We start from the raw sequence: 20,483 nt of genomic DNA, 5'->3' as shown, positions 1-20,483 counted from the left end.
TTCGCGTCCACTGCATTCACGAAGGGGCTAGATGTGGAGCCTCAACAGGTTGTTCCCGGTTAGAGCGAGTCTGCTGATGGGTGGCATCGCGCCGATACTGCCATGAGGGCGATGCCAATTGTAGCGGTGAAGCCATCTTGGCAGTTCGGCGGCGCGTTCTCCTGAGGTGTTGTAGGCGCGGGCATAAGCCCACTCGCGCAAGCTGGTCTGAATGAAGCGTTCGGCCTTACCGTTGGTCTTCGGCGTGTATGGCTTGGTGCGAATGTGCTTGAGGCCGAGGCGCTGGCAGGCTTTGCGGAAGGCGCGCGATTTATAGCAAGAACCGTTGTCGGTCATCACCCGCTCGACCCTGACGTCCAGGCTGGCGTAGTAAGCGATCGCAGCTTTGAGGAAGGCCACGGCGCAACCCTGCCGTTCGCTCTTCATGACCTTGCTGAAGGCGATCCGGGAAGCATCGTCGATACAGACGTGGACGTATTCCCAGCCAGGCCCTTCGCCGCGGGTACGCAGGTTGCTCTGACCGGTTCGATCGCCGGTGATGCGATGGCCTACCTGGTTGAACTTGCCGAGCTTTTTGATGTCGATGTGGATCAGTTCGCCGGGATGTTCACGCTCGTAGCGCCGCACCGGTTCGGCCGGTTCCAGGTCGCGCAACCGGTTCAATCCCAGTCGCCGCAGGACACGACTGACAGTCGCCGGAGAGATGCCGAGTTCGGCCGCGATCTGCTTGCCCGTGTGGCGCTGTCGGCGCAGCGCCTCGACCGCAGCGCATGTGGCAGGCAGGGTTTGGCCTGGCAATGAATGGGGCCGTGAGGAGCGATCACGCAACCCATCAACACCTTCCTCCCGGGAGCGCTTGACCCATTTGGCGACCGTCTTCGCTGTGACGTTGAACCGGAGCGCGGCTGCGGCCTTCGTCAGGCCGCCCTCGATCACGCTCCGCACCATGGCCTCTCGACCTTTCGGCGTCAGAGGCGCATTCTTATGGGTGTCCATTCGGTCCTCCGGGGATTGGCTAAAGCTTCGACAACTTCAGCTTCCTCGTTCAGGACTGGATGGACAACCTCCTGAAAGCTCACAGCTAGAGCGTGATGACTTTTCTTTGAATCGTCATCCGGCTCTATCTCTTTGATTTGAGCATGATCTTTTCGGAAAACCGGTACCCACTTTTCCGGATCATGCTCCAGGCTCCAATCGCGGATCAGGATCGTTCCATGATTTTCTTCGTCAGCCTTGCCAAGCGCCCGCTCGGCACGTCGAAAGGGCGCCTGCGGCACTCGCTGCGGCTTTGCTGACGCTTGCACATGGGCCATCGCGTCCGAACGATATGAGGTGAGGCATTCGCCGCCCAGCGCGATCGCGTTGCCACCGACGATCGTTGCGCCGCTATGCGTCGTGCCCGTCGTCCCAGACCTGTTGCGACCTTTCCAGATGGCGCCGCATGACCGCGACGGCTCCGGCTTCGTCCTGTTTCGACAGGAAATCGAGCAACTGAAAATGCTGTGCTGCCGATTGCGCGATATACTCGCGGCCCGAGGCGTTCTTGAATCCGCGAAGCCGGACGCGATCACGCAGCGTCTCCACCAGCTCGGTAAGCGGCTTGTTGCCGAGCGTTCCGATCAGGCCGACGTGAAACGTGCGGTCGGTCTCGAGAAACTCAATCAGATTGCCGGCATCGGCCGCGCGCTTGGTCGCCGCCGCAAGCTCGCGCAGTTCTGCAAGTTGTGCCGGTGCGAGACCGGCGCGCGCGATATCGGCGACACTCGGGACTTCGAGCAGCACGCGGATGGCGAAGATATCGTTGAGCTCCTTTGACGAGAGCGCAACCACGCGAAACCCGCGATTTCGCACCGGCTCAAGCAGACCTTCGCGCGCCAGATCCAGCAGCGCCTCGCGCACAGGCGTGGCCGAAACGCCGAGTTCGGTAGCGAGCCGCGGCACCGAATAAAGCTGATCCGCCTGCATTTGCCCGGTGATGATCAGCCCGCGGATCACCTTCCGCGCCTGCTCGCGCAGGCTCGGGCCGGACATCAAGCTGAGTGCGCCGCCCTGTCTCACCATGCCCACGGCCTATCCAAGATTCTCAGCCGAGTAAATGTAATGTGTAACATATTACTGTTGACGCAAGACGAAGTGATATGTGATATATTACTATTAAATACAAAAACAGGGAGGTAAGCCGTGGTGGATCGCATCCTGATGATCGTGTCCGACACCGTCCGCTGGGACATGCTCGGCTACAACGGCGGCGAGGTCAGAACGCCAAATCTCGACCGGCTTGCCGACCGATCGATGGTATTCGACCGTTATTATGCGTCGAGCTTCCCGACCGTTCCCGCTCGCTACGACTATCTCACCGGAAAGCCCGCTTTCGCCGGCGTCGGCTGGGGCGCATTGCCGCGCGCCGACCGCTCGATTGCGAGTGCATTGACGGATGCGGGCTACACCACGCTCGGCGTCGTCGACACACCTTTCTACCAGGTCAACGGCTATTCGTACGATCGCGGCTTCAACTACTTCTACGACATGAAGTCCCAGCTCCTGGGCACGCCGCACTACTCCTCCTACAGCGCGCCGGGCAAGACCAAGCGCCAGGGCGGCGGCAAGCTGCCGCAATGGCCGATCACCGGCAAGGTGCAGCCCGATCCGCGCACTGGAGAGATGGATTGCCCGGCGCCGCTCACCATGGTGCAGGCGGCAAAATGCCTGGAGGAAATCTACGAGGACAAGTTTTTTGCGCTGGTCGACACCTGGGATCCGCACGAGCCGTGGGACCCGCCGGCCTATTACGTCAGACACTATCTTCCCGACTATGCCGGCGAGCGCGTGCATCCGCCCTATGGCGAATGCAAGAAGCACGGCATGACCGAACGCGATATCGCGGTAGCGCGCGCGCTTTATAGCGGCGAGCTCGAGCTTGTCGATCGCTGGATCGGGCATCTGCTCGGCCAGCTCGCCTATCTCGGCATCGAGGAAACGACCGCGATCATCTTCGTTTCCGACCACGGCTTCCTCCTCGGTGAGCACGGGCTGATGGGCAAGATGGTCCGCCGCGCGCCCGGTGAAGCGACATGGATGCGCTCGCCGCTATACGAGGAAATTGCGCGCGTGCCGCTGTTGATCCACGTGCCCGGCGCCAAGCCCGGCCGGACGTCAAAGCTCGCCTGCGCGCTCGATATCGCGCCGACGATCTGTGATCTCGCCGGCCTGCCGCGACAAGCGGAGATGCAGGGCCTTTCGCTGCTTCCCGCCGTAACAGGTCAGGCGTTCGAGGGACGCGACCATGTGTTGACGGCGCTTCCGCTCGCCAATCCCGGCGAGACCGTCGAAGTGGTCGATGATCTCATGCGGACCGTCGTCGAGTGGCAGCCTGTCACCATCACCACGCAGGACTGGTCGCTGCTCTACGCCACCCCGAGCGAGCCGATCGAACTCTATGATCTGCGCGTCGACCCCCGGCAAACCGCCAATGTCGCGGCGAAACATCCGGAGATCGTCGCGATGCTGCTGGCGTTCTACGCCGAGGACCTGCGCCGCGCCGGCGTCGCGCGGAAATATAGCGATCCGCGCCTGGCAAGTTACCTCGCGACAAATCCCGGATTCTTCGAGCCAGCGTGAGAGCAGGTTGCGGTCGAGCACCGCGCGCACGTCCTCTCCACCGATCTTGACGGCGCGCGCCACCAACCCCGGCTCTCCCAGAGCATGCCGGGTTTCGTTCCGCCACGCCTTCAGACATCGAAAATGAAATCAGATTTGTGAAGCGCATAGGCACGAATGCCAACCAGTTCGATGCTGTCATCGCCGACCGACACGACGGCATTGCCATGCGCGGATGAAATGCAGACATCATGCCAGTCGAGATTTCCGGCATGCTTGAACTCGAGCTTGTCGATGCCGGGTTGGAAGTCGGTGATGACAGCCTTGGTCGCGCCCTTGTCGAAGACGAAATGGTCGGCCCCGCTCAATCCGGTGAGTGTTTGTTTTCCGGTACCGGCGAACAGGAAATCTCCCTGTGGCCCGCCGATGAGTGTGTCCTTGCCGTCCGAGCCGATGACGAGCTGCCGCGCTTCGGGATCCTCCGATTCGACGCCGCCTTTCAGCCCGGTGTGCCGTGTGTAGGAGATGAAGACATCATCCTGGATATGTTGGGTATCGGTGTTGCGGAGGATGATGTCGGCAAGCGTCGTCTGCTTGATCTGCTGCAGTGTCCTGGCGTCGAAGCCCTGATTTTCGAACCAGAACCGGTCGCCATCGCGCAAGGCCTCGAACTGCATCGCGATGACGGTCTGGAAAGTTTCGCCGATCAGCGCGCCGGGGGCATGATTCTCGGCCAGGCCCCCGGTCCAAAGGTCGATCAGATCGACGTTGTTCGAGAACGCTATCTTCAAAGCCGCCCGCGTTCCAGGATCGCTGGTGATCTGGTCGATATCCGTGTATCGGGCGAGGCCGAGAGATTCGCGCACGTCGTTGAGCGATCCGATACCGAAATCGCGTTCACGCTGGATATTGATCGCTGCAAGATCCATGCTCACGGGTGGGTCGAAGAGGAAATTGCGGAGATCCTCGACGATGCGAACATCCATCGCCTGCGACGGGTCGCCTGCCAGATGGCGCAACTGCCCATCGGCGCCGCCGGACGCGACAAAATCCGACGGCGGTGCGAAGAAGATGTCTCTGAGTTCGCGCTCCGATCCTTCGACGACCTCGCCGCTCTCCGTCAGACTCTCGGTTTCCGCTGAAACGATCGAATGCCCGAAGCGGAAGGCGATGTTGAACTCGAGCGAGAGGCGCGGATCGACGCTCGAATCGTAACCTTGGTAGGCCCCGATCGCGTCGCCGCCGATCAGGTTCGGCAGAAATTCCTTGTACGTGATGTTCGCGATCTCGGCCGTGACGATGGCGCGCGCGTAATTATAGAGCTGATCGCCGCTCCAGTTCGGATGCGCCTTATGCAGCTTGTCGACCTGGTAGTTGTGTTCGCGCACGAACAGCGCGTGCAGCGAGGTCAGCGCAAAGTTCTCCGCAGCGCGCGGATCGCCGGCGGCGAATAGGCCGTTGACGATCGGCAGATTGCCTCCCTCCGACGTCTTCATGTGCCCGTCGGGCAGGCGCAGGCTCGCGGCCGTCGCCGCGTCGGAGCCGTAGACCATGGAGGCGTCGAGCCAGCCGGTGCTGAAATTGAGGGGAGTGGCTGGATTGTCCGGGCCCGTTCCGCTCGACGGATCGATGATCGCGCGGGTCATGGGCATGATCGCGTCGTCGCCGAACACCGGGTCGCCGTCGGGCACCAGGATGCTGATGTCGTTGGTGCCGTCGCTGCGCGTCAGCGTCAGATCGTGATCGATAAACTGGCCCCAGGCGTACATGAATGCCGACACGCCTTGCTCATTCGGGACGTTCGCGTCGCCCTCGCCAACCACGACATTGCTGATGGTGCGTGGATTGGGGCCATCGAGCGGATCGGAAACACCGTCCGCGAAATGAGCGGGACCAATGCGGTCGACCGCCGTGCCGGCGGTATTGAGGCCGGGGCTGGAGAGATTGTTTCCCGAACCGTCAAAGCTGCGGAACTGGATCGTGACCGGCGTCGGCGGTTGCGGGCACCAGTCCCGAATCTGATGGTGGCCATGGATCGACCAGGGCGACCCGCTTGATTGGCCCCCACCGGACCAGTGCAAGCCGAACGGGAAGGGTCCATCGAATCCGTTGTCAAATTCGAATTGGCCATGCTGCGAGCCAAATTTGCTCGGCCAAGCCGCCCGCAATGCGTGCATCAAAACCTCCCCATTTTTTGCAAATGCGAATTACTTGCATCAATAGTGCAAATGCGAACTAATTGCAACAAGCCTTCAAGAGGTCCAGGAAGCGCTGGACGGGTGCTGAAGATGCAAGTGACTGTCCGGACATGCGGTGCCATGCTGAATGGCGAGTACGGGATTCATATTTCGGGGATCAGGGGCGGCGTTTTTGCTACCAACAAATCCGATCCCGCCTGCATTCACGCCACCCAGCACTTCCCACATCGACGGCAGCACTTGGCCTGAGACGAAAACTTCCAGGACCTGCGATCACTTCGAGGACGCGCGCGACTTCGTCGATGGTGACGATGCAATTCACGGGCGATGTCGTGGGATCGGAGCTGATCGGTGAGACAGGGAATGATGTCGGCCGCGGAAGCGCCTTGCGCTGGTCATGCGGTCGTACGCAACTGAATCCGCTTTGCAATCCGGGCGGGCTTCCATCATAAAGGCGCGCCTGAAATTAGCCGGATCGCTCGCCGTTCGGTGACCCACAACAAGACAGGGAGAAAGTCTCGTGGCATATTCGAATACCCAGCTCTTCATCAACGGCAAATGGCGTCCGAGCCAGTCGGGCAGGACCATCGCCGTGCTCAACCCGGCGACAGAGGAAACCATCGGCACCGTCGCGCATGCCGACCGCGCTGATCTCGACGAAGCGCTGGAAGCGGCCGCGAAGGGTTTCAAGATCTGGCGGGCGGTGGCGCCGTTCGAGCGCTGCAGGATCATGCGCAAGGCGGCTCAAATCATGCGCGAGCGCAATGACGAGATCGCGCCGCTGTTGACGATGGAGCAGGGCAAGACCTTGGCGGAAGCCAAGATGGAAGCCATGGCGGCCGCTGATGTCATCGAGTGGTTTGCGGAAGAAGCCAAGCGCGCCTATGGCCGGGTGATCCCCGCACGCGGCCCCGGCATCTACCAGATCGCCGTCAAGGAGCCGGTCGGCCCGGTCGCGGCCTTCACGCCGTGGAATTTCCCGATCAACCAGGTTGTCAGAAAGCTCTCCGCGGGTCTCGCGGCGGGCTGCTCGATCATCGTCAAGGCGCCCGAGGAAACGCCGGCGTCGCCTGCGCAACTGATCAAGGCATTTGTCGATGCGGGCGTGCCTGATGGCGTCATCAACCTAGTCTATGGCGTGCCGTCGGAGATTTCGGAATATCTCATTCCGCATCCGGTGATCCGCAAGATCTCGTTCACCGGATCGACCGTCGTGGGCAAGCAGCTCTCTGCGTTGGCAGGCCTGCACATGAAGCGCGCCACCATGGAACTGGGCGGCCACGCGCCGGCCATCGTGTTCAAGGACGCGGACGTCACGTCGGCGGCGAAGATTCTGGCGGCGGCGAAGTATCGCAATGCCGGCCAGGTCTGCATCTCGCCGACGCGAATGCTGGTGCAAGACGATGTGTTCCGCGAATTCGTCGACAAGTTCGTCGAAGGCGCCAAGTCGATGAAGGTCGGCAATGGCCTCGATCCTGACTCGAAAATGGGTTCGCTCGCCAATCCGCGCCGCGTCACCGCCATCGAAGGCATGGTGCAGGACGCCGTGGGCAAAGGAGCAAAACTCGAGACCGGCGGTCATCGGGTCGGCAACAAGGGCTACTTCTTCGAGCCGACGGTCGTCAGCGACGTGCCGAAGGATGCGCGCGCCATGAACGAGGAGCCGTTCGGGCCGCTGGCCTTGATCTCGCGCTTCTCGACCTTCGACGAGGTGGCCGAGGAAGCCAACCGCCTGCCGTTCGGTCTGGCGTCCTACGCCTTCACCAGTTCGACCAAGACGGCGACCGCGATCGGCGCTGCTATCGAAGCCGGCATGGTCTCGATCAACAGCTTTGGTCTCGCACTGCCCGAAGTGCCGTTCGGCGGTGTCAAGGATTCCGGCTACGGCTCGGAAGGCGGCATCGAGGCGATGGAAGGCTATTTCAACACCAAGTTCATCACCCAGACCGGGGTGTGAACCAAGCCGCGAAGCCAACGCAGTTTGCTTCGCTCACATGATATGGCCCGGCGTTCCACCGGAGCGTCGGGCTAATTTTTTACGATCCAGGCAAGCAGCAGGATGACGAGCACGATCAGTCCTGCGGACAGGCTCTTCCAGAACACCAGCGGATCGCGCTCATAGAGCGAGCGCCGCGACGTGACGGCCGGCTTCGCCCACATCGCGCCGTTTTCGAGCTCGTGCGAGAATTCGATGACGTCGCCATAGCGCTGCGCCGGATCGACGTTGAGCGCCTTGCCAATCACAGCATCCAGCCAGGCCGGCAGGTCGGGGCGATAGCGCGAGAGGTAGGCGGGCTTGCCGAAGCGGGGCCGCGAGAACGGCTCGATCTCGCCATAGGGATAGGCCGCGGTGAACATCCGGTACACGGTGACGCCGAGCGCATAGAGATCGGAAAGCTCGTCGCCAGGCCGTCCGCCGAACAGCTCGGGCGCCATGTAGCTCGCCGTGCCCGGAATATCCTCGGCCGGAAAATCCTCCAGCAGCGGCACGCGCGCAACGCCGAGATCGACCAGCCGCAACCCGCCGCCCTTCAGCAGGATCACGTTGTCCGGCTTGATGTCGCGATGGATGATGCCGGCCCGATGCAGGGTCGCAACCGCGCGTGCCAGCTTGGTCGCGATGCCGATGCCTTCGGCCAGCGAAAGCTGCGGCGAACGGTTGAGCCGCTGCTCCAGCGTCTCGCCTTCATAAAGCGGCATCACCGAATAGAGGCGGGTCTGCCGCTCGGCGGGCAGTTCGATGATCTCGCCAATCCACAGGCTGCGCACGCGCGCCGCGACCCAGGCTTCGCGCACGAAGGCGAGGCGATAGGAACCCTCGCTGGCGACGCGCGGATGCGGAAACTTCAGCACGAGCTCGCGGCCCTGCCGCTTGTCGATCGCCTTGAACAGCCGGCTGTAGCGTCCATCCGACAATATTTCGCCGAGCGTGAAATCGTCGACGACGTCGCCGGTCTCGGGTAGATCCAGGATCGGCAGCGTCGCGATGGAGTGGGTGAGCTCGTCGCGGTCGGCGGGCGGCAGGTCGACGACGTCGAGCACCAGCGCGGTCATGTTGTCGGTAGAGCCGGCATTCAGCGCCGCGTCGACGAGTGCGCGGGCGGATTCTTCCGGCGAGGTGCGTGCGCTCAATAGCACCTGCAGGCGGTGATCGGGCAGCACGCCATGAACGCCATCGCTGCAGATCAAGAGCCGGTCGTGCTGGCGCAGTCCGACAGTGGCGTAATCGAAGCGGGCAAAATCCTCGAAGCCGATCGCGCGGTTGAGCAGATGGGCGAGATCACCGCGACCGGCGATGTGGTCGGTGGTCAGCCGCTCCAGGCGTCCCTCGCTCAGGCGGTAGGCGCGGGTGTCGCCGATGTGAATGATGTGGCAGAGCCGGCGCGATAGGATGACCGAGGAGAAGGCGCAACTCATGCCGCTGAGCCGGGGATCGGTCCGGCCTTGGGTGTAGATCCAGCTATTGGCGGCTTCCAGCGAACGCGACGCCCGGCGACGCACGCCGAGCGTTTCGGGAAGGGAATAGTATGCGTCGATGAAACAACGAATGGCGAGCTCGGCGGCTTCACGTCCGCCCTTGTGTCCGCCGACGCCGTCGGCAACCGCGGCGACGATATCGCGATTGCTTACGCCGGACCGGCCGAGACAGGTTCCGACATAATCCTCATTGGCGGACCGCTTGCCGGTCTCGCTGACGAAGCCGACGCGTACCCCGAGATTTCGTTGCGAACCGATCGTCACCCGCGCGGCCTGTCGGACCTTTGTTAGGACGCGTTTTCTTTACGCGAACCGGTAACCACTTCGCTTGAAAACGCTACGGGCAGCGCGTGGTCAGACCCGCGCTCCCGATGCGGCGCCCCATGTGGTGCGCCAGCGGACCTTGACCATGGCAAGTCCCAGAAAGCCAAGCAACGCCAGCAAGCCGAAAAACAGGAAGCCTGCGCCGAATCCACCGGTCATTCCCTTGGCGACGCCGAGCGCCTTGGCAAGGAAGAAGCCGCCGATGCCGCCGGCGCAGCCGACCAGACCGGTCATCAGGCCGATCTCATGACGGAAGCGCAGGGGAATGAGCTGGAACACGGCGCCATTTCCCATGCCGAGCGCCAGAACTCCGATCGAGAACAGCAGCACCGAGATCCAGGCAATGCGCGGCATCTGCATGAACGTCCAGCCGGTAGATGTCGGTGCAGCCGGCCCCTCCGGCATGAAGGCGATGACGAGATAGGCCGCGACGACGACGCCAAACAATATCGACAATGAGCGGATGCCGCCGATGCGATCGGCGATCAGTCCGCCGACGGGGCGGAAGCCCGAGCCGAAAGCGACGATCAACCCCACCAGCAGGCCCGCCGCGACGCCGGACACGTGATACTGCACGGTGAAGTACAGCGGCAACGCGTTGGCCAGCCCGACGAAACCGCCGAAGGTGATGAAGTAGAAGAACATGAACCAGCGGCTGTCTGGATCGCGCAGCAGGGCGCCGTAACCTTTCAGCGAAACCGGCTTGCGCTCGCCGGGCGCATCCTTGGCGGCGAAGACATAGTAGGCAAGGATCAGCAGCATCGGAACCAGCAGCACGCCGAACACGGCCTGCCAGCCCCAATGCTCGGCGATCGTCGGGGCGAACAGCGTGTCGAGCACGACACCCATATTGCCGGCGCCAGCGATCCCCATCACCACGCCCTGATATTGCGGCGGATACCAGCGGCTCGCCTGCGGCAACGCTACCGCAAACGACGCGCCGCCGATGCCGAGCGCGAGACCGAATATCTCGATTGCGAGTTTGCTGTTGAGGCCGAAGTACCAAACCCACGCCGTTGCAAGGATGACGACGATCTGCGCGATGACTCCGGTTCGCTTGGCGCCGATGAGATCGGCGAGCAGACCCATTGGAACCCGCAACAGCGCGCCGGCCAGCACCGGGATGGCGACGAGGGTGAACTTCTCGTCGACGGCAAGGTTCATGTCGTGCGCGATGTAGACGATCAACGGACCGAGCGCGACCCAAGCCATGAAGCTTATGTCGAAATAGAGGAAGGCGGCGAGCAGCGTGGGCCAGTGGCCGGCCTTCTTGAATTCAGCAAACTTCATCGAGCAGCCTCGAACATTGGCGCGCGACACCGCGCGGCGCGCGGTGGTCTCGGCACAAGGGACGGAATGTTGGGAGCGAGTCGTCTCGTCGTTGAGACGCACTTCAGGTCTCAATGTCAGCAATTCGTGTGCCAGAAAAACAAGCGCGCCAGTTTGCGTGTATTTGCAGGGCCTTGGCAGGTAGATAAAGCGCTGCGAATGCGGTCGGTGCTCCGTTCGTTGGCAAAACCAGCCGCTCGAACGTGCAGTGTGGTGTTTTATTATGCTGTTCGAAATATTAACGGAAAAGCGCTGCTGAAATCCGCTTGTCCCTGTCGTGCCGTTTCCAGGAAGCCGGTTGCCGCCGGGGCACGGCGAAGGTTCGTGCGGTGCACAATGGATAGCCCGAGTGGGTGATTTTTTGGGCATTGGTGCACGCGCAAGTGCGCTCAATTAACGATTTATCGGCTGCAGCCCCGCATTGGGCCCGAAAAGTTACGGGTTCGGCGTTGGCACGTCTCTTGAATATGAAAGATCACGATCGTCAGAGTCGATGGTCCGCTGCCCGCCGATGGGCGATCCCAATCAATCGATACTTCTTGCCAATCGACGATGCAGAGTTGCGTCGGCGAGCGGGGCCATCGGAACCTGGATCGGAAGGCAGAGCATGCTCAATAAAGTGAACAAGCCAAAGTTGGTGGTGATCGGCAACGGCATGGCCGGCATTCGCACGGTGGAATTGCTGCTGGACCGTGCGCCGGATCTCTATGACATCACCGTGTTCGGATCCGAACCATACGGCAACTACAACCGAATTCTGCTGTCGCCCGTGCTTGCCGGCGAGAAGACCGTCGACGACATCATGCTCAACACGGAGCAGTGGTACGACGATAACGGGATCACGCTGCGCAAGGGTGAAATGATCGAGATGATCGATCGGCGTACCTGCGAAGTCGTGACGAGGGAAGGCGCGCGGGTACCCTACGATCGCCTGCTGATCGCCACGGGCTCGAACCCGATCATGCTGCCGCTTCCGGGCAAGGATCTTCCTGGTGTCATCGGCTTTCGCGACATCCAGGACGTCGAGCATATGGTCCATGCGTCGACGAGCTACAAGAATGCGGTGGTGATCGGCGGCGGCCTGCTCGGCCTCGAAGCCGCCAACGGCCTGATGAAGCGCGGCATGAACGTCACCGTCGTGCATCTGCTCGACACGCTGATGGAACGGCAGCTCGATCAGGTCGCGGGCGGATTGCTCCGCAAGTCGCTCGAAGAACGCGGCATGGTGTTCAAGATGCCCGCACAGACGGAGGCGATCCTCGGCACGGATCGCGTGACCGGCGTGCGCTTCGCTGATGGTGAGGAACTCCCCGCCGATCTGGTCGTGATGGCGGTCGGCATCCGTCCGAATGTCGAGCTGGCGCGCAAGGCGGGCCTGCATTGCGAGCGCGGCATCGTCGTTTCCGACACCATGCAGACCTACGACGGGCGAATCTATGCCGTGGGCGAATGCGTGCAGCACCGGCGCCAGACCTACGGTCTCGTGGCACCCTTGTTCGACCAGGCCAAGGTTTGCGCCAACCACCTCGCCATGAAGGGTTTTGCGACCTATGACGGGTCCGTGGTTTCGACCAAGCTGAAGGTCACGGGCATCGACCTGTTCTCCGCCGGCGACTTCGCACCGGGCGCGGACAAGGAAGAGATCGTGATGCAGGACGCCTCCCGCGGCGTCTACAAGCGGATCATCCTGCGCGACAAGAAGATCGTCGGCGCTGTGCTCTATGGCGATACCATCGACGGTCCGTGGTACTTCCAGCACCTGCGCGACGGCACCGACGTTTCGCACATGCGCGAGCGGCTGGTGTTCGGCGCCGCCAACCTCGGCGACGGCGGCCATAGCGGCAAGAACTCGGTCGCCGCCATGAGCGACGAGACGGAAATCTGCGGATGCAACGGCGTCTGCAAGGGCGCCATCGTCAAGGCGATCAGCGAAAAGAAGCTGTTCACGATCGACGACGTGCGGGCCCACACCAAGGCATCGTCGTCGTGTGGTTCGTGCACCGGTCTCGTCGAGCAGGTTCTGGCCTTCACGCTCGGCGGCGACTATTCGGCGGCGCCGAAGGTGAAGCCGATGTGCGCCTGCACCGATCACAGCCACGATGACGCGCGCCGCGTCATCGTCGAGAATGGATTGAAGACCATTCCCGACGTCATGAAGTTCATGGACTGGAAGACGCCGAACGGATGCCACTCCTGCCGGCCGGCCCTGAACTATTACCTGCTCGCGACCTGGCCCGGCGAGTATCGCGACGACCAACAGTCGCGCTACATCAACGAGCGCGTTCACGCCAATATCCAGAAGGACGGGACCTATTCGGTTGTGCCGCGGATGTGGGGCGGTGTCACGACGCCGGACGAACTGCGTGCCATCGCTGACGTTGCGGACAAGTTCAATATCGCGACCGTCAAGGTGACCGGCGGACAGCGCATCGATCTTCTCGGCGTGAAGAAGGAAGATCTGCCCGCGGTCTGGGCCGATCTCAATGCTGCCGGCATGGTGTCGGGCCATGCCTACGCCAAGGGACTGCGCACGGTGAAGACCTGCGTTGGCTCGGAATGGTGCCGTTTCGGCACGCAGGATTCCACCGGCCTCGGCGTCAAGCTCGAAAAGTTCATGTGGGGCTCGTGGACGCCGGCCAAGGTGAAGCTTGCGGTATCAGGTTGTCCGCGCAACTGCGCGGAGGCGACCTGCAAGGATGTCGGCGTCGTCTGCGTCGATTCCGGTTACGAGATCCATTTCGCCGGCGCCGCCGGCCTGCACATCAAGGGCACTGAATTCCTGACCAAGGTGGCGACGGAGGAGGAGACGCTCGAGATCATCGCTGCGCTGACGCAGCTCTATCGCGAGCAGGGCTGGTATCTGGAGCGCATGTACAAATGGTGCGACCGGATCGGTCTCGACGCGATCCGCAAGCAGGTGGTCGACGACGTCGCCAACCGCAAGGCGCTGTTCAGCCGTTTCGCCCATTCGCAGCAATTTTCGCAGAGCGATCCCTGGGCGGCGCGTGCCCAGCGCGGCGTCGACCGCAATGAATTCACCCCCCTGGCGGAGCTGGAACTCGCATGACCAAATGGATCGAAATCGGGGCGCTGAACGATATTCCGGTCCTCGGTTCGCGTGTCGTGCGGACGGCATCCGGAGACATCGCGGTATTCCGGACCAGCGACGACGAGGTGTTTGCGCTTGACGATCGCTGTCCGCACAAGGGCGGACCGTTGTCGCAAGGCATCGTTCACAACAAGCGCGTCACCTGTCCGCTGCACAATTTCGTCATCGAACTGAAGAGCGGCACGGCGGTCGCGCCCGATGAGGGATGCACACGCGCGCATCCGACCAAGGTGGAAAATGGCGTCGTCTGGCTTAGCGTCCAGACGGCGGCGGCCGTGCCTGCCGAGTGAGGGTGATCGCCCGTGCCGGTGAAAACAACCTGTCCGTATTGCGGGGTCGGCTGCGGCGTTATCGCTGACAGGGATGCCGCGGGCGCTGTGACCGTCCGCGGCGATCCGCTGCATCCCGCCAATTTCGGCCGGCTGTGCGGGAAAGGCTCGGCGCTCGCCGAGACCATCAGCCTCGAGGGACGGCTGCTCGCGCCCATGGTCAACGGGCAGGAGACGGACTGGGATACGGCGGTCGACTACGTCGCGGATGGATTTGGCAGAACCGTCCGCGAGCATGGTCCTGACGCGGTCGCCTTCTATGTCTCCGGCCAGATCCTCACCGAGGACTATTACGTCGTCAACAAGCTCGCCAAGGGTTTCATCGGCACCGCCAATATCGATACCAATTCGCGGCTGTGCATGGCCTCGAGCGTGGTGGGCCACAAGCGCGCGTTCGGCAGCGATACCGTCCCGGGCTGTTACGAGGATCTCGAGAGCGCCGATCTGCTGGTTCTCGTCGGCTCCAACGCCGCCTGGTGCCATCCGATCCTTTACCAGCGCATGATGGCCGCCAAGGCCAGCAACCCGGCGTGCCGTATCGTCGTCATCGATCCGCGGCGGACCGCGACATGCGACGGCGCCGATCTGCACCTGCCGCTTCGCTCGGGCAGCGATTCCGTGCTGTTCAACGGATTGCTCGCCTACCTTGCATCGCGCAACGCCATCGACGGCGCGTTCGTGGAGGGATTCACCACCGGGGCTGAAGCCGCGCTGCAGCAGGTCGCCGGCCAGTCGGTCGCGCAGACCGCCGATATCTGCGGCCTCTCCGAGGGTGCCGTGGCACTGTTCTTCGACTGGTTCGCCAGGACCGAACGCGTCGTCACGCTCTATTCGCAGGGCATCAACCAGTCGAGCAGCGGCGTCGACAAGGTCAATGCGATCATCAACTGTCATTTGTTGACCGGCCGCATCGGGCGTCCCGGCATGGGGCCGTTCTCGCTGACCGGACAACCCAACGCCATGGGCGGCCGGGAGGTCGGCGGGCTGGCCAACCAGCTTGCCGCCCATATGGAGATCGAAAACACTGGCCATCGCGACATCGTGCAGCGGTTCTGGCAATCGCCTGTGATCGCGGACAAGCAGGGCCTCAAGGCGATCGACATGTTCGACGCGATCGCCGACCGCCGCATCAAGGCGGTCTGGATCATGTCGACCAATCCGCTGGTCAGCCTGCCGGATGCCGACCGCGCGCGCCGCGCGCTCGATGCCTGCGAGCTCGTCGTCGTCTCCGATTGCATGCGTCATACCGACACCACGCGTCATGCTCACGTGTTGCTGCCCGCGCTGACCTGGGGCGAAAAGGACGGCACCGTCACCAACTCCGAGCGCCGGATCTCCCGGCAGCGGCCGTTCCTGCCGGCGCCCGGCGCCGCACGGGCGGATTGGCGGACCATCTGCGACGTCGCGCAACGCATGGGGTATTCGGGATTTGACTATGCAAGCGTAGCCGAGATCTTCCGCGAGCACGCAAGGCTTTCCAGTTTCGAGAATGAGGGCACGCGCGACTTCGATCTGTCCGCATTGAATACGCTCGACGATCGCGCCTACGATGCGCTGACCCCGATCCAGTGGCCGGTGACGCGGGAATATCCGACCGGCACGCCGCGGATGTTCGAGACGCGCGAATTCTTCACCGCCGACCGCAAGGCTCGTTTCGTGCCGGTGACGCCGCGCCCTGCCGTCAACGCGACCAGCCGCGACTATCCGCTGGTGCTCAATACCGGGCGCGTCCGCGATCAATGGCATACCATGACGCGAACCGGGAAATCCCCGCGGCTGCTAGCGCATATTTTCGAGCCCTATGCCGAATTCCATCCCGACGATGCACGCGCGGCCGGCGTCGAGAATGGCGGGCTCGTGCGGCTGACCAGTGCCTGGGGCGAGATGGTGGCGCGCGTTGTCGTCACCGCCGAGCAGCGGCGCGGCTGCGTGTTCGTACCGATGCACTGGAATGGCGAGTATGCCGGCGAAGGCCGGGTCAACGCGCTGGTCAATCCGGCCACCGATCCGATTTCCGGACAGCCTGAATCCAAGCACACGCCGGTTAAGGCGGCCGCTTACTCGCCGAAATGGCACGCCTTCATCCTCAGTCGCCAGGAGATCGAACGTCCCATAGCGGGTTACTGGGTCGGCGGGCTTTCGGGGACCTGCTGGCGAATGGAACTCGCCGGCGACGAGCGTCCGCCGAGCTGGCGCGACTGGGCGCGGGCGCAGCTTCGTGTCGGAGATCACGACATCGAGTGGATCGCCTATCGCGATCCGAAGGCTGGCCGCTTCCGCTACGCAGCCGTTCGCGACGGCCGGCTGGAAGGTTGTGTGTTCATCGCACCCGATCACAAGCTGGTATCGCGGTCGTGGCTGACCGGCCTGTTCGCGGAACAGGCATTGTCACCAAATGCGCGGATGTCGTTGCTGACGGGGCAGCCGCTCGATGCCGGTCAGGACGTCGGGCCGATCGTCTGCTCGTGCTTCGGTGTCGGGCAGCATCAGATCTCGGCCGAAATCAAAAAAGGGGCAGCCAGCGTCGAGGACGTCGGCCGGCGTCTGAAGGCTGGTACTAATTGCGGTGCGTGCAAGCCGGAGATCAGCAAGCTGCTGCACAGCGCGGCCGTGCGGGATTCGCAGCCGGCATGAGCTTGCGGCAATCTGGCCGCTAATTCTTGATCGCGTAGAGCGGCGTTCGCAGCGTTAGCTGGTACGACGGCTTCGGCGTCCAGGCGATCTGCGCGGTGATGCCGAACAGCCGATTGTCGTTGTCATCCATGCGGTCGAGGTCGAGCCGAAGGATCGGCTGCGTGAACGCGGGAAACGGCGTCAGGTTCAGAAGCTGCGCGCCGCCGAAGTGCTGCACGCCGAAGCGGCCGGTGAACTTCCAGTTGTTGTCCCACTGATAATAGCCGCCGAGATAGCCCATGACGTCAGGGCTGACGCGGGCAAGCGGGGTATCGATCAGGACCTTGGCGTACTGCATTCCCGCGAGCAGCCCTCGCGTCTCATCCGCATTCAGCGCGTAGCCGGCCTCCAGGATCGTGTTGTAGGTCGTCGAGGCCAGCGGAGAGTCCGAAGTCGATCGCGACACATTGGATTGAACGGTGATGGTCGGAAACATTCCGCCGTTCTGCTGATAGATGTCGGCCTGGAATCCGAGCGTAAAGCTGAAGATCGAGAAAGCGGTCCAGGGATCGGTGCCGGCCTGCGACGTAGCGCCACTGACGCCGCCATAGACCGAGAGCTGATCGTTGACATCGACCGTCAACGGCAGGTCGATCGAGACACTTTGGCTGGAGGGTGAGTTAAGGGTTCGGAGCGCGGAAAGGTTCGCCAGCGTCGCCAGCAAAGGCGGGGCGCTAAATCCGATCGACAGCGTGCCGGCAGGCAGCGTCGAGTAGATGGTTCGCATATCGAGGTAGAGGTTCGGCAGGGTCGGCTTGGTGGCGGCCGCATCCTCATCGTCGCCATCGTCCTTTCCAAGTGCCGCGCCGAAAATGCATAGCGAGGCCAAGGCGCCCAACGCGACGCTTCTCGCGGAGCAGGGTCGTGCGAGTTCCAGACGGAGATGCGCAGTGGATTTGGCAGAATTTGTGTTCAACCGGCGATGCCCATGAGCAGAAAAGCTGATCACCTGCCGGTCCAGAATTCAAGCAGCCGCCATGACGCATGCTGCGATCTCGTCGCCAGTGTGGCACGTTTGCGCCGCGAACGGCGAGTTTGCAACGGCAAGCGCCGCGATGGCGGCCAGACCGAGAATGGCGCCGCCATAGAGGCCCGTGTGTCGGGACCCTCGAATGCCGGAGCCTTGATTGTCATTGGCCGGCCTTGCCGCTGGCCTCTATTGCGACGGACAGCGCGAGCTTGGTTTCCTTCACGATGTCCTCGACCAGCTCTTCCCGGCTGACATGGGCAACCTGGCCGGTGAGCAGTCCCTGTTCGGCGAGCATGACCACGCCATGCAGCGAGGCCCAGATTTTCAGCGCGCTGCGCTCGCGCAACAGTCCCACGGCGGGTGCCTCCAGCGCTTCCACCAGGAGTTCGAACGTCTCCATGGCCGCGGTTTGCAGCTCGCTGCCTTTCGGCGCGCAGGCCATGGTTCGCGACGCGAACATCAGGCGATAGATGCCGTTGCGGCGCAGCCCGAAATCGAGCGTGAGCTGGGCGAAGCGCGACAGCTTCGACTGTCTTGACGGCTTTTCGATCGCCGCGCGCATCATGGCTGAGAACTGGCGGAATGCTTCGGCGGTGACGGCCGTCAGCAGCGTCTCGCGATCTGCAAAATGCTTGTAGGGCGCCGGCTGCGAGACGCCGAGCTTCTTGGCAAGCGCGCTGATGCTGATTGCTTCGGGGCCGCCGAGCTCGACCTCATGCAACGCGGCCTGAACCAGGGCATCACGGAGATCCCCATGGTGATAGGCATTGAGCGCTTTTCGTGCGGGTCGCGGCGGCATTCAGTTCCATGATCTATAACTTTTGCCTTGACAGCACAACGGCAACGCGAATGTAATATGATATAACTTCGCGGCACGCCGGCGAGTTTGTCTCGGCATGCCGCAAGAAGGCGGCGCGAGACAATGCGCACCAGAAAGAGGGGAACGCTGCGATGGCCGGAAAGCTGAAGATCCGCGTCGACCAGGACAAATGTCAGGGACACGCGCGCTGCAAATCACTGGCACCCGAACTGTTCGACCTCGACGAATTCGGCAACGCGCACGAAGTCGGCGACGGCTCGGTGCCGGAGGGTTTGGAAGACAAGGCCTGGCTTGCCCAGAGTAACTGTCCGGAAATTGCCATCGACGTGACCGAAGAATAATCCGGTCGCGAGATCTTTCATCCATCACGATCTGAACGAACCAAGCAGAGGAATTGCTCCGATGTCCGATTCCGCCAGCATCATGCCCGAACACCCGCCGGTCACCGACTGGGTCAACGATTTCGATCACACCGACCCGACCTGGACGGAAAATCCGTTTCCGATCTGGGAAAAACTGCGCGCGGCTTCGCCCGTCGTTCACACCGAGCGCTTTCTCGGCTGCTACATGCCGACCACCTACCAGGCGGTGAAGGAAATCGCCTACGATACCGAGCACTTTTCCTCCCGGCGCGTAATCGTGCGCGACGTACGGCCGGAGATCACGGCGCGGGCGCCGCCGATCACGTCCGATCCGCCGGAGCACAAGCCGGCCAAGCAATTGCTGCTGCCGCCGTTCACGCCGGACGCGATGAAGAAGCTGGAGCCGCGGGTGCGCGCGATCTGCAACGAGCTAATCGACGAGTTCATCGCCGACGGCAAATGCGACGCCGCCGCGCGCTACACCAAGCATGTTCCGGTTCGCGCGATCGCGCATATGCTCGGGATTCCGGAGAAGGACGGCGACCTCTTCATCAAGTGGATTCACGGCATCCTCGAACTCGGCATCAAGGATGACAACGCGCTGATGGAAGCGGTAAGGGAGATGACCGGCTATTTCGCCGCCCATCTCGAGCAGCGCAAGCAGAATCCGACCGACGACCTGATCTCGACGCTGATGAAGGCGAAGGACAAGGACGGCAATCCGCTGGCGGACGAGCACGTGCTGGGTTCGCTGCGGCTGCTGTTGATCGCTGGCATCGACACCACTTGGAGCGCGATCGGCTCCTCGCTGTGGCATCTGGCGAAAACGCCGGCGGACCGCGAGCGCCTCGTCAAGGAGCCGGAGCTCATGCCGCTCGCAGTCGAGGAACTGCTGCGGGCCTATTCGCCGGTGACGATGGCGCGCGAGGTGATGAAGGAGACGACCGTCAGCGGCTGCCCGGTCAAGTCCGGCAACATGGTGCTGCTGTCGTTCCCGGCCGCCAATCGCGATCCAGCGATGTTCCCCGATGCCGACAAGGTGGTGATCGACCGCAAGGAAAATCGCCACGCCGCGTTCGGTCTCGGCATTCACCGCTGCGTCGGCTCCAACCTCGCCCGCATGGAGATGACGGTCGCGATCGAGGAATGGCTGAAGCGGATTCCGGATTTCCGGCTCGATCCGGCCGGCAAGGTCACATGGTCGGAAGGCACCGTGCGCGGCCCGCGTCAATTGCCCTTCCTGTTCGGCAAGGCGAACTGAGGTTCGAGGGATAAAGCGGGAGGGCCGATTGGCT

Annotated in this window: 15 protein-coding genes; 7 read left to right on the top strand and 8 right to left on the bottom strand. The window is 62.6% G+C overall.

The features are described from left to right. Positions 1–27 precede the first annotated feature (27 nt). The 3 genes from ACH79_RS02370 to ACH79_RS02360 form a co-directional block, all read right to left on the bottom strand. A complete protein-coding gene (locus tag ACH79_RS02370; protein WP_161849586.1) occupies positions 28–996 on the bottom strand; it encodes an IS481 family transposase in 969 nt (322 codons plus the stop codon). Next, the gene (locus ACH79_RS02365) at positions 969–1,313 is read right to left on the bottom strand and encodes a hypothetical protein (RefSeq protein WP_161849585.1); all 345 of its coding nucleotides are present in this window, start codon (positions 1,311–1,313) and stop codon (positions 969–971) included. The genes ACH79_RS02370 and ACH79_RS02365 overlap by 28 nt, the downstream gene beginning before the upstream one ends. A 73-nt stretch (positions 1,314–1,386) precedes the next feature. Further along, complete coding sequence (locus tag ACH79_RS02360; protein ID WP_246738627.1) at positions 1,387–2,061, bottom strand: GntR family transcriptional regulator; 675 nt, start codon at positions 2,059–2,061, stop codon at positions 1,387–1,389. A gap of 120 nt (positions 2,062–2,181) precedes the next feature. On the opposite strand from ACH79_RS02360, the gene ACH79_RS02355 reads away from it, so the two are divergent. Further along, on the top strand, positions 2,182–3,618 hold the full coding sequence (locus tag ACH79_RS02355; RefSeq protein ID WP_161849583.1) for a sulfatase: 1,437 nt from the start codon (positions 2,182–2,184) through the stop codon (positions 3,616–3,618). Positions 3,619–3,728: 110 nt separating this feature from the next. On the opposite strand, the gene ACH79_RS02350 is transcribed toward ACH79_RS02355, so the two are convergent. Next, entirely contained in the window at positions 3,729–5,774 is a 2,046-nt protein-coding gene (locus tag ACH79_RS02350) for a peroxidase family protein (RefSeq protein ID WP_161849582.1), read from the bottom strand. Positions 5,775–6,315: 541 nt separating this feature from the next. Between ACH79_RS02350 and ACH79_RS02345 the strand changes: the two genes are divergently transcribed. Next, positions 6,316–7,752 (top strand): NAD-dependent succinate-semialdehyde dehydrogenase, encoded by a 1,437-nt coding sequence (locus tag ACH79_RS02345; RefSeq protein ID WP_161849581.1) that lies wholly within the window; start codon positions 6,316–6,318, stop codon positions 7,750–7,752. Positions 7,753–7,823: 71 nt separating this feature from the next. On the opposite strand, the gene ACH79_RS02340 is transcribed toward ACH79_RS02345, so the two are convergent. Next, complete coding sequence (locus ACH79_RS02340; RefSeq protein ID WP_161849580.1) at positions 7,824–9,536, bottom strand: bifunctional protein-serine/threonine kinase/phosphatase; 1,713 nt, start codon at positions 9,534–9,536, stop codon at positions 7,824–7,826. Between the two features lie 90 nt (positions 9,537–9,626). Next, positions 9,627–10,886: an MFS transporter gene (locus tag ACH79_RS02335; RefSeq protein ID WP_161849579.1), complete on the bottom strand. Its 1,260-nt coding sequence runs from the start codon at positions 10,884–10,886 to the stop codon at positions 9,627–9,629. A 646-nt stretch (positions 10,887–11,532) separates the two neighbouring features. Here ACH79_RS02335 and nirB point away from each other — a divergent pair. The 3 genes from nirB to ACH79_RS02320 are packed head-to-tail and all read left to right on the top strand — an operon-like array spanning position 11,533 to position 16,997. Beyond that, entirely contained in the window at positions 11,533–13,992 is a 2,460-nt protein-coding gene (gene nirB / locus ACH79_RS02330) for a nitrite reductase large subunit NirB (RefSeq protein WP_161849578.1), read from the top strand. Next, positions 13,989–14,324, top strand: coding sequence for a nitrite reductase small subunit NirD (gene nirD, locus ACH79_RS02325; RefSeq protein ID WP_161849577.1), 336 nt, complete (start codon positions 13,989–13,991; stop codon positions 14,322–14,324). Before nirB ends, nirD begins: the two co-directional genes overlap by 4 nt. A gap of 12 nt (positions 14,325–14,336) precedes the next feature. Further along, positions 14,337–16,997, top strand: a complete 2,661-nt coding sequence (locus ACH79_RS02320; RefSeq protein WP_161849576.1) for a nitrate reductase — start codon at positions 14,337–14,339, stop codon at positions 16,995–16,997. Positions 16,998–17,016: 19 nt separating this feature from the next. On the opposite strand, the gene ACH79_RS02315 is transcribed toward ACH79_RS02320, so the two are convergent. Together ACH79_RS02315 and ACH79_RS02310 are read right to left on the bottom strand one after the other, a co-directional pair. Beyond that, a complete protein-coding gene (locus tag ACH79_RS02315) occupies positions 17,017–17,874 on the bottom strand; it encodes a hypothetical protein (protein ID WP_246738396.1) in 858 nt (285 codons plus the stop codon). Positions 17,875–18,166: 292 nt separating this feature from the next. Beyond that, positions 18,167–18,805: a TetR/AcrR family transcriptional regulator gene (locus ACH79_RS02310; RefSeq protein WP_161849575.1), complete on the bottom strand. Its 639-nt coding sequence runs from the start codon at positions 18,803–18,805 to the stop codon at positions 18,167–18,169. 152 nt (positions 18,806–18,957) lie between these two features. Here ACH79_RS02310 and ACH79_RS02305 point away from each other — a divergent pair, with 152 nt between their 5' ends. Continuing rightward, positions 18,958–19,167, top strand: coding sequence for a ferredoxin (locus ACH79_RS02305; RefSeq protein ID WP_161849574.1), 210 nt, complete (start codon positions 18,958–18,960; stop codon positions 19,165–19,167). 61 nt (positions 19,168–19,228) lie between these two features. Then, a complete protein-coding gene (locus ACH79_RS02300) occupies positions 19,229–20,449 on the top strand; it encodes a cytochrome P450 (protein ID WP_161849573.1) in 1,221 nt (406 codons plus the stop codon). Positions 20,450–20,483: the final 34 nt, after the last annotated feature.

This window comes from Bradyrhizobium sp. CCBAU 051011 (genome assembly GCF_009930815.1).
In the GTDB taxonomy this organism is placed as follows: domain Bacteria; phylum Pseudomonadota; class Alphaproteobacteria; order Rhizobiales; family Xanthobacteraceae; genus Bradyrhizobium.
Note: the sequence above shows the minus strand (reverse complement) of the source record. Positions and strands in the feature narration are given on the sequence as shown.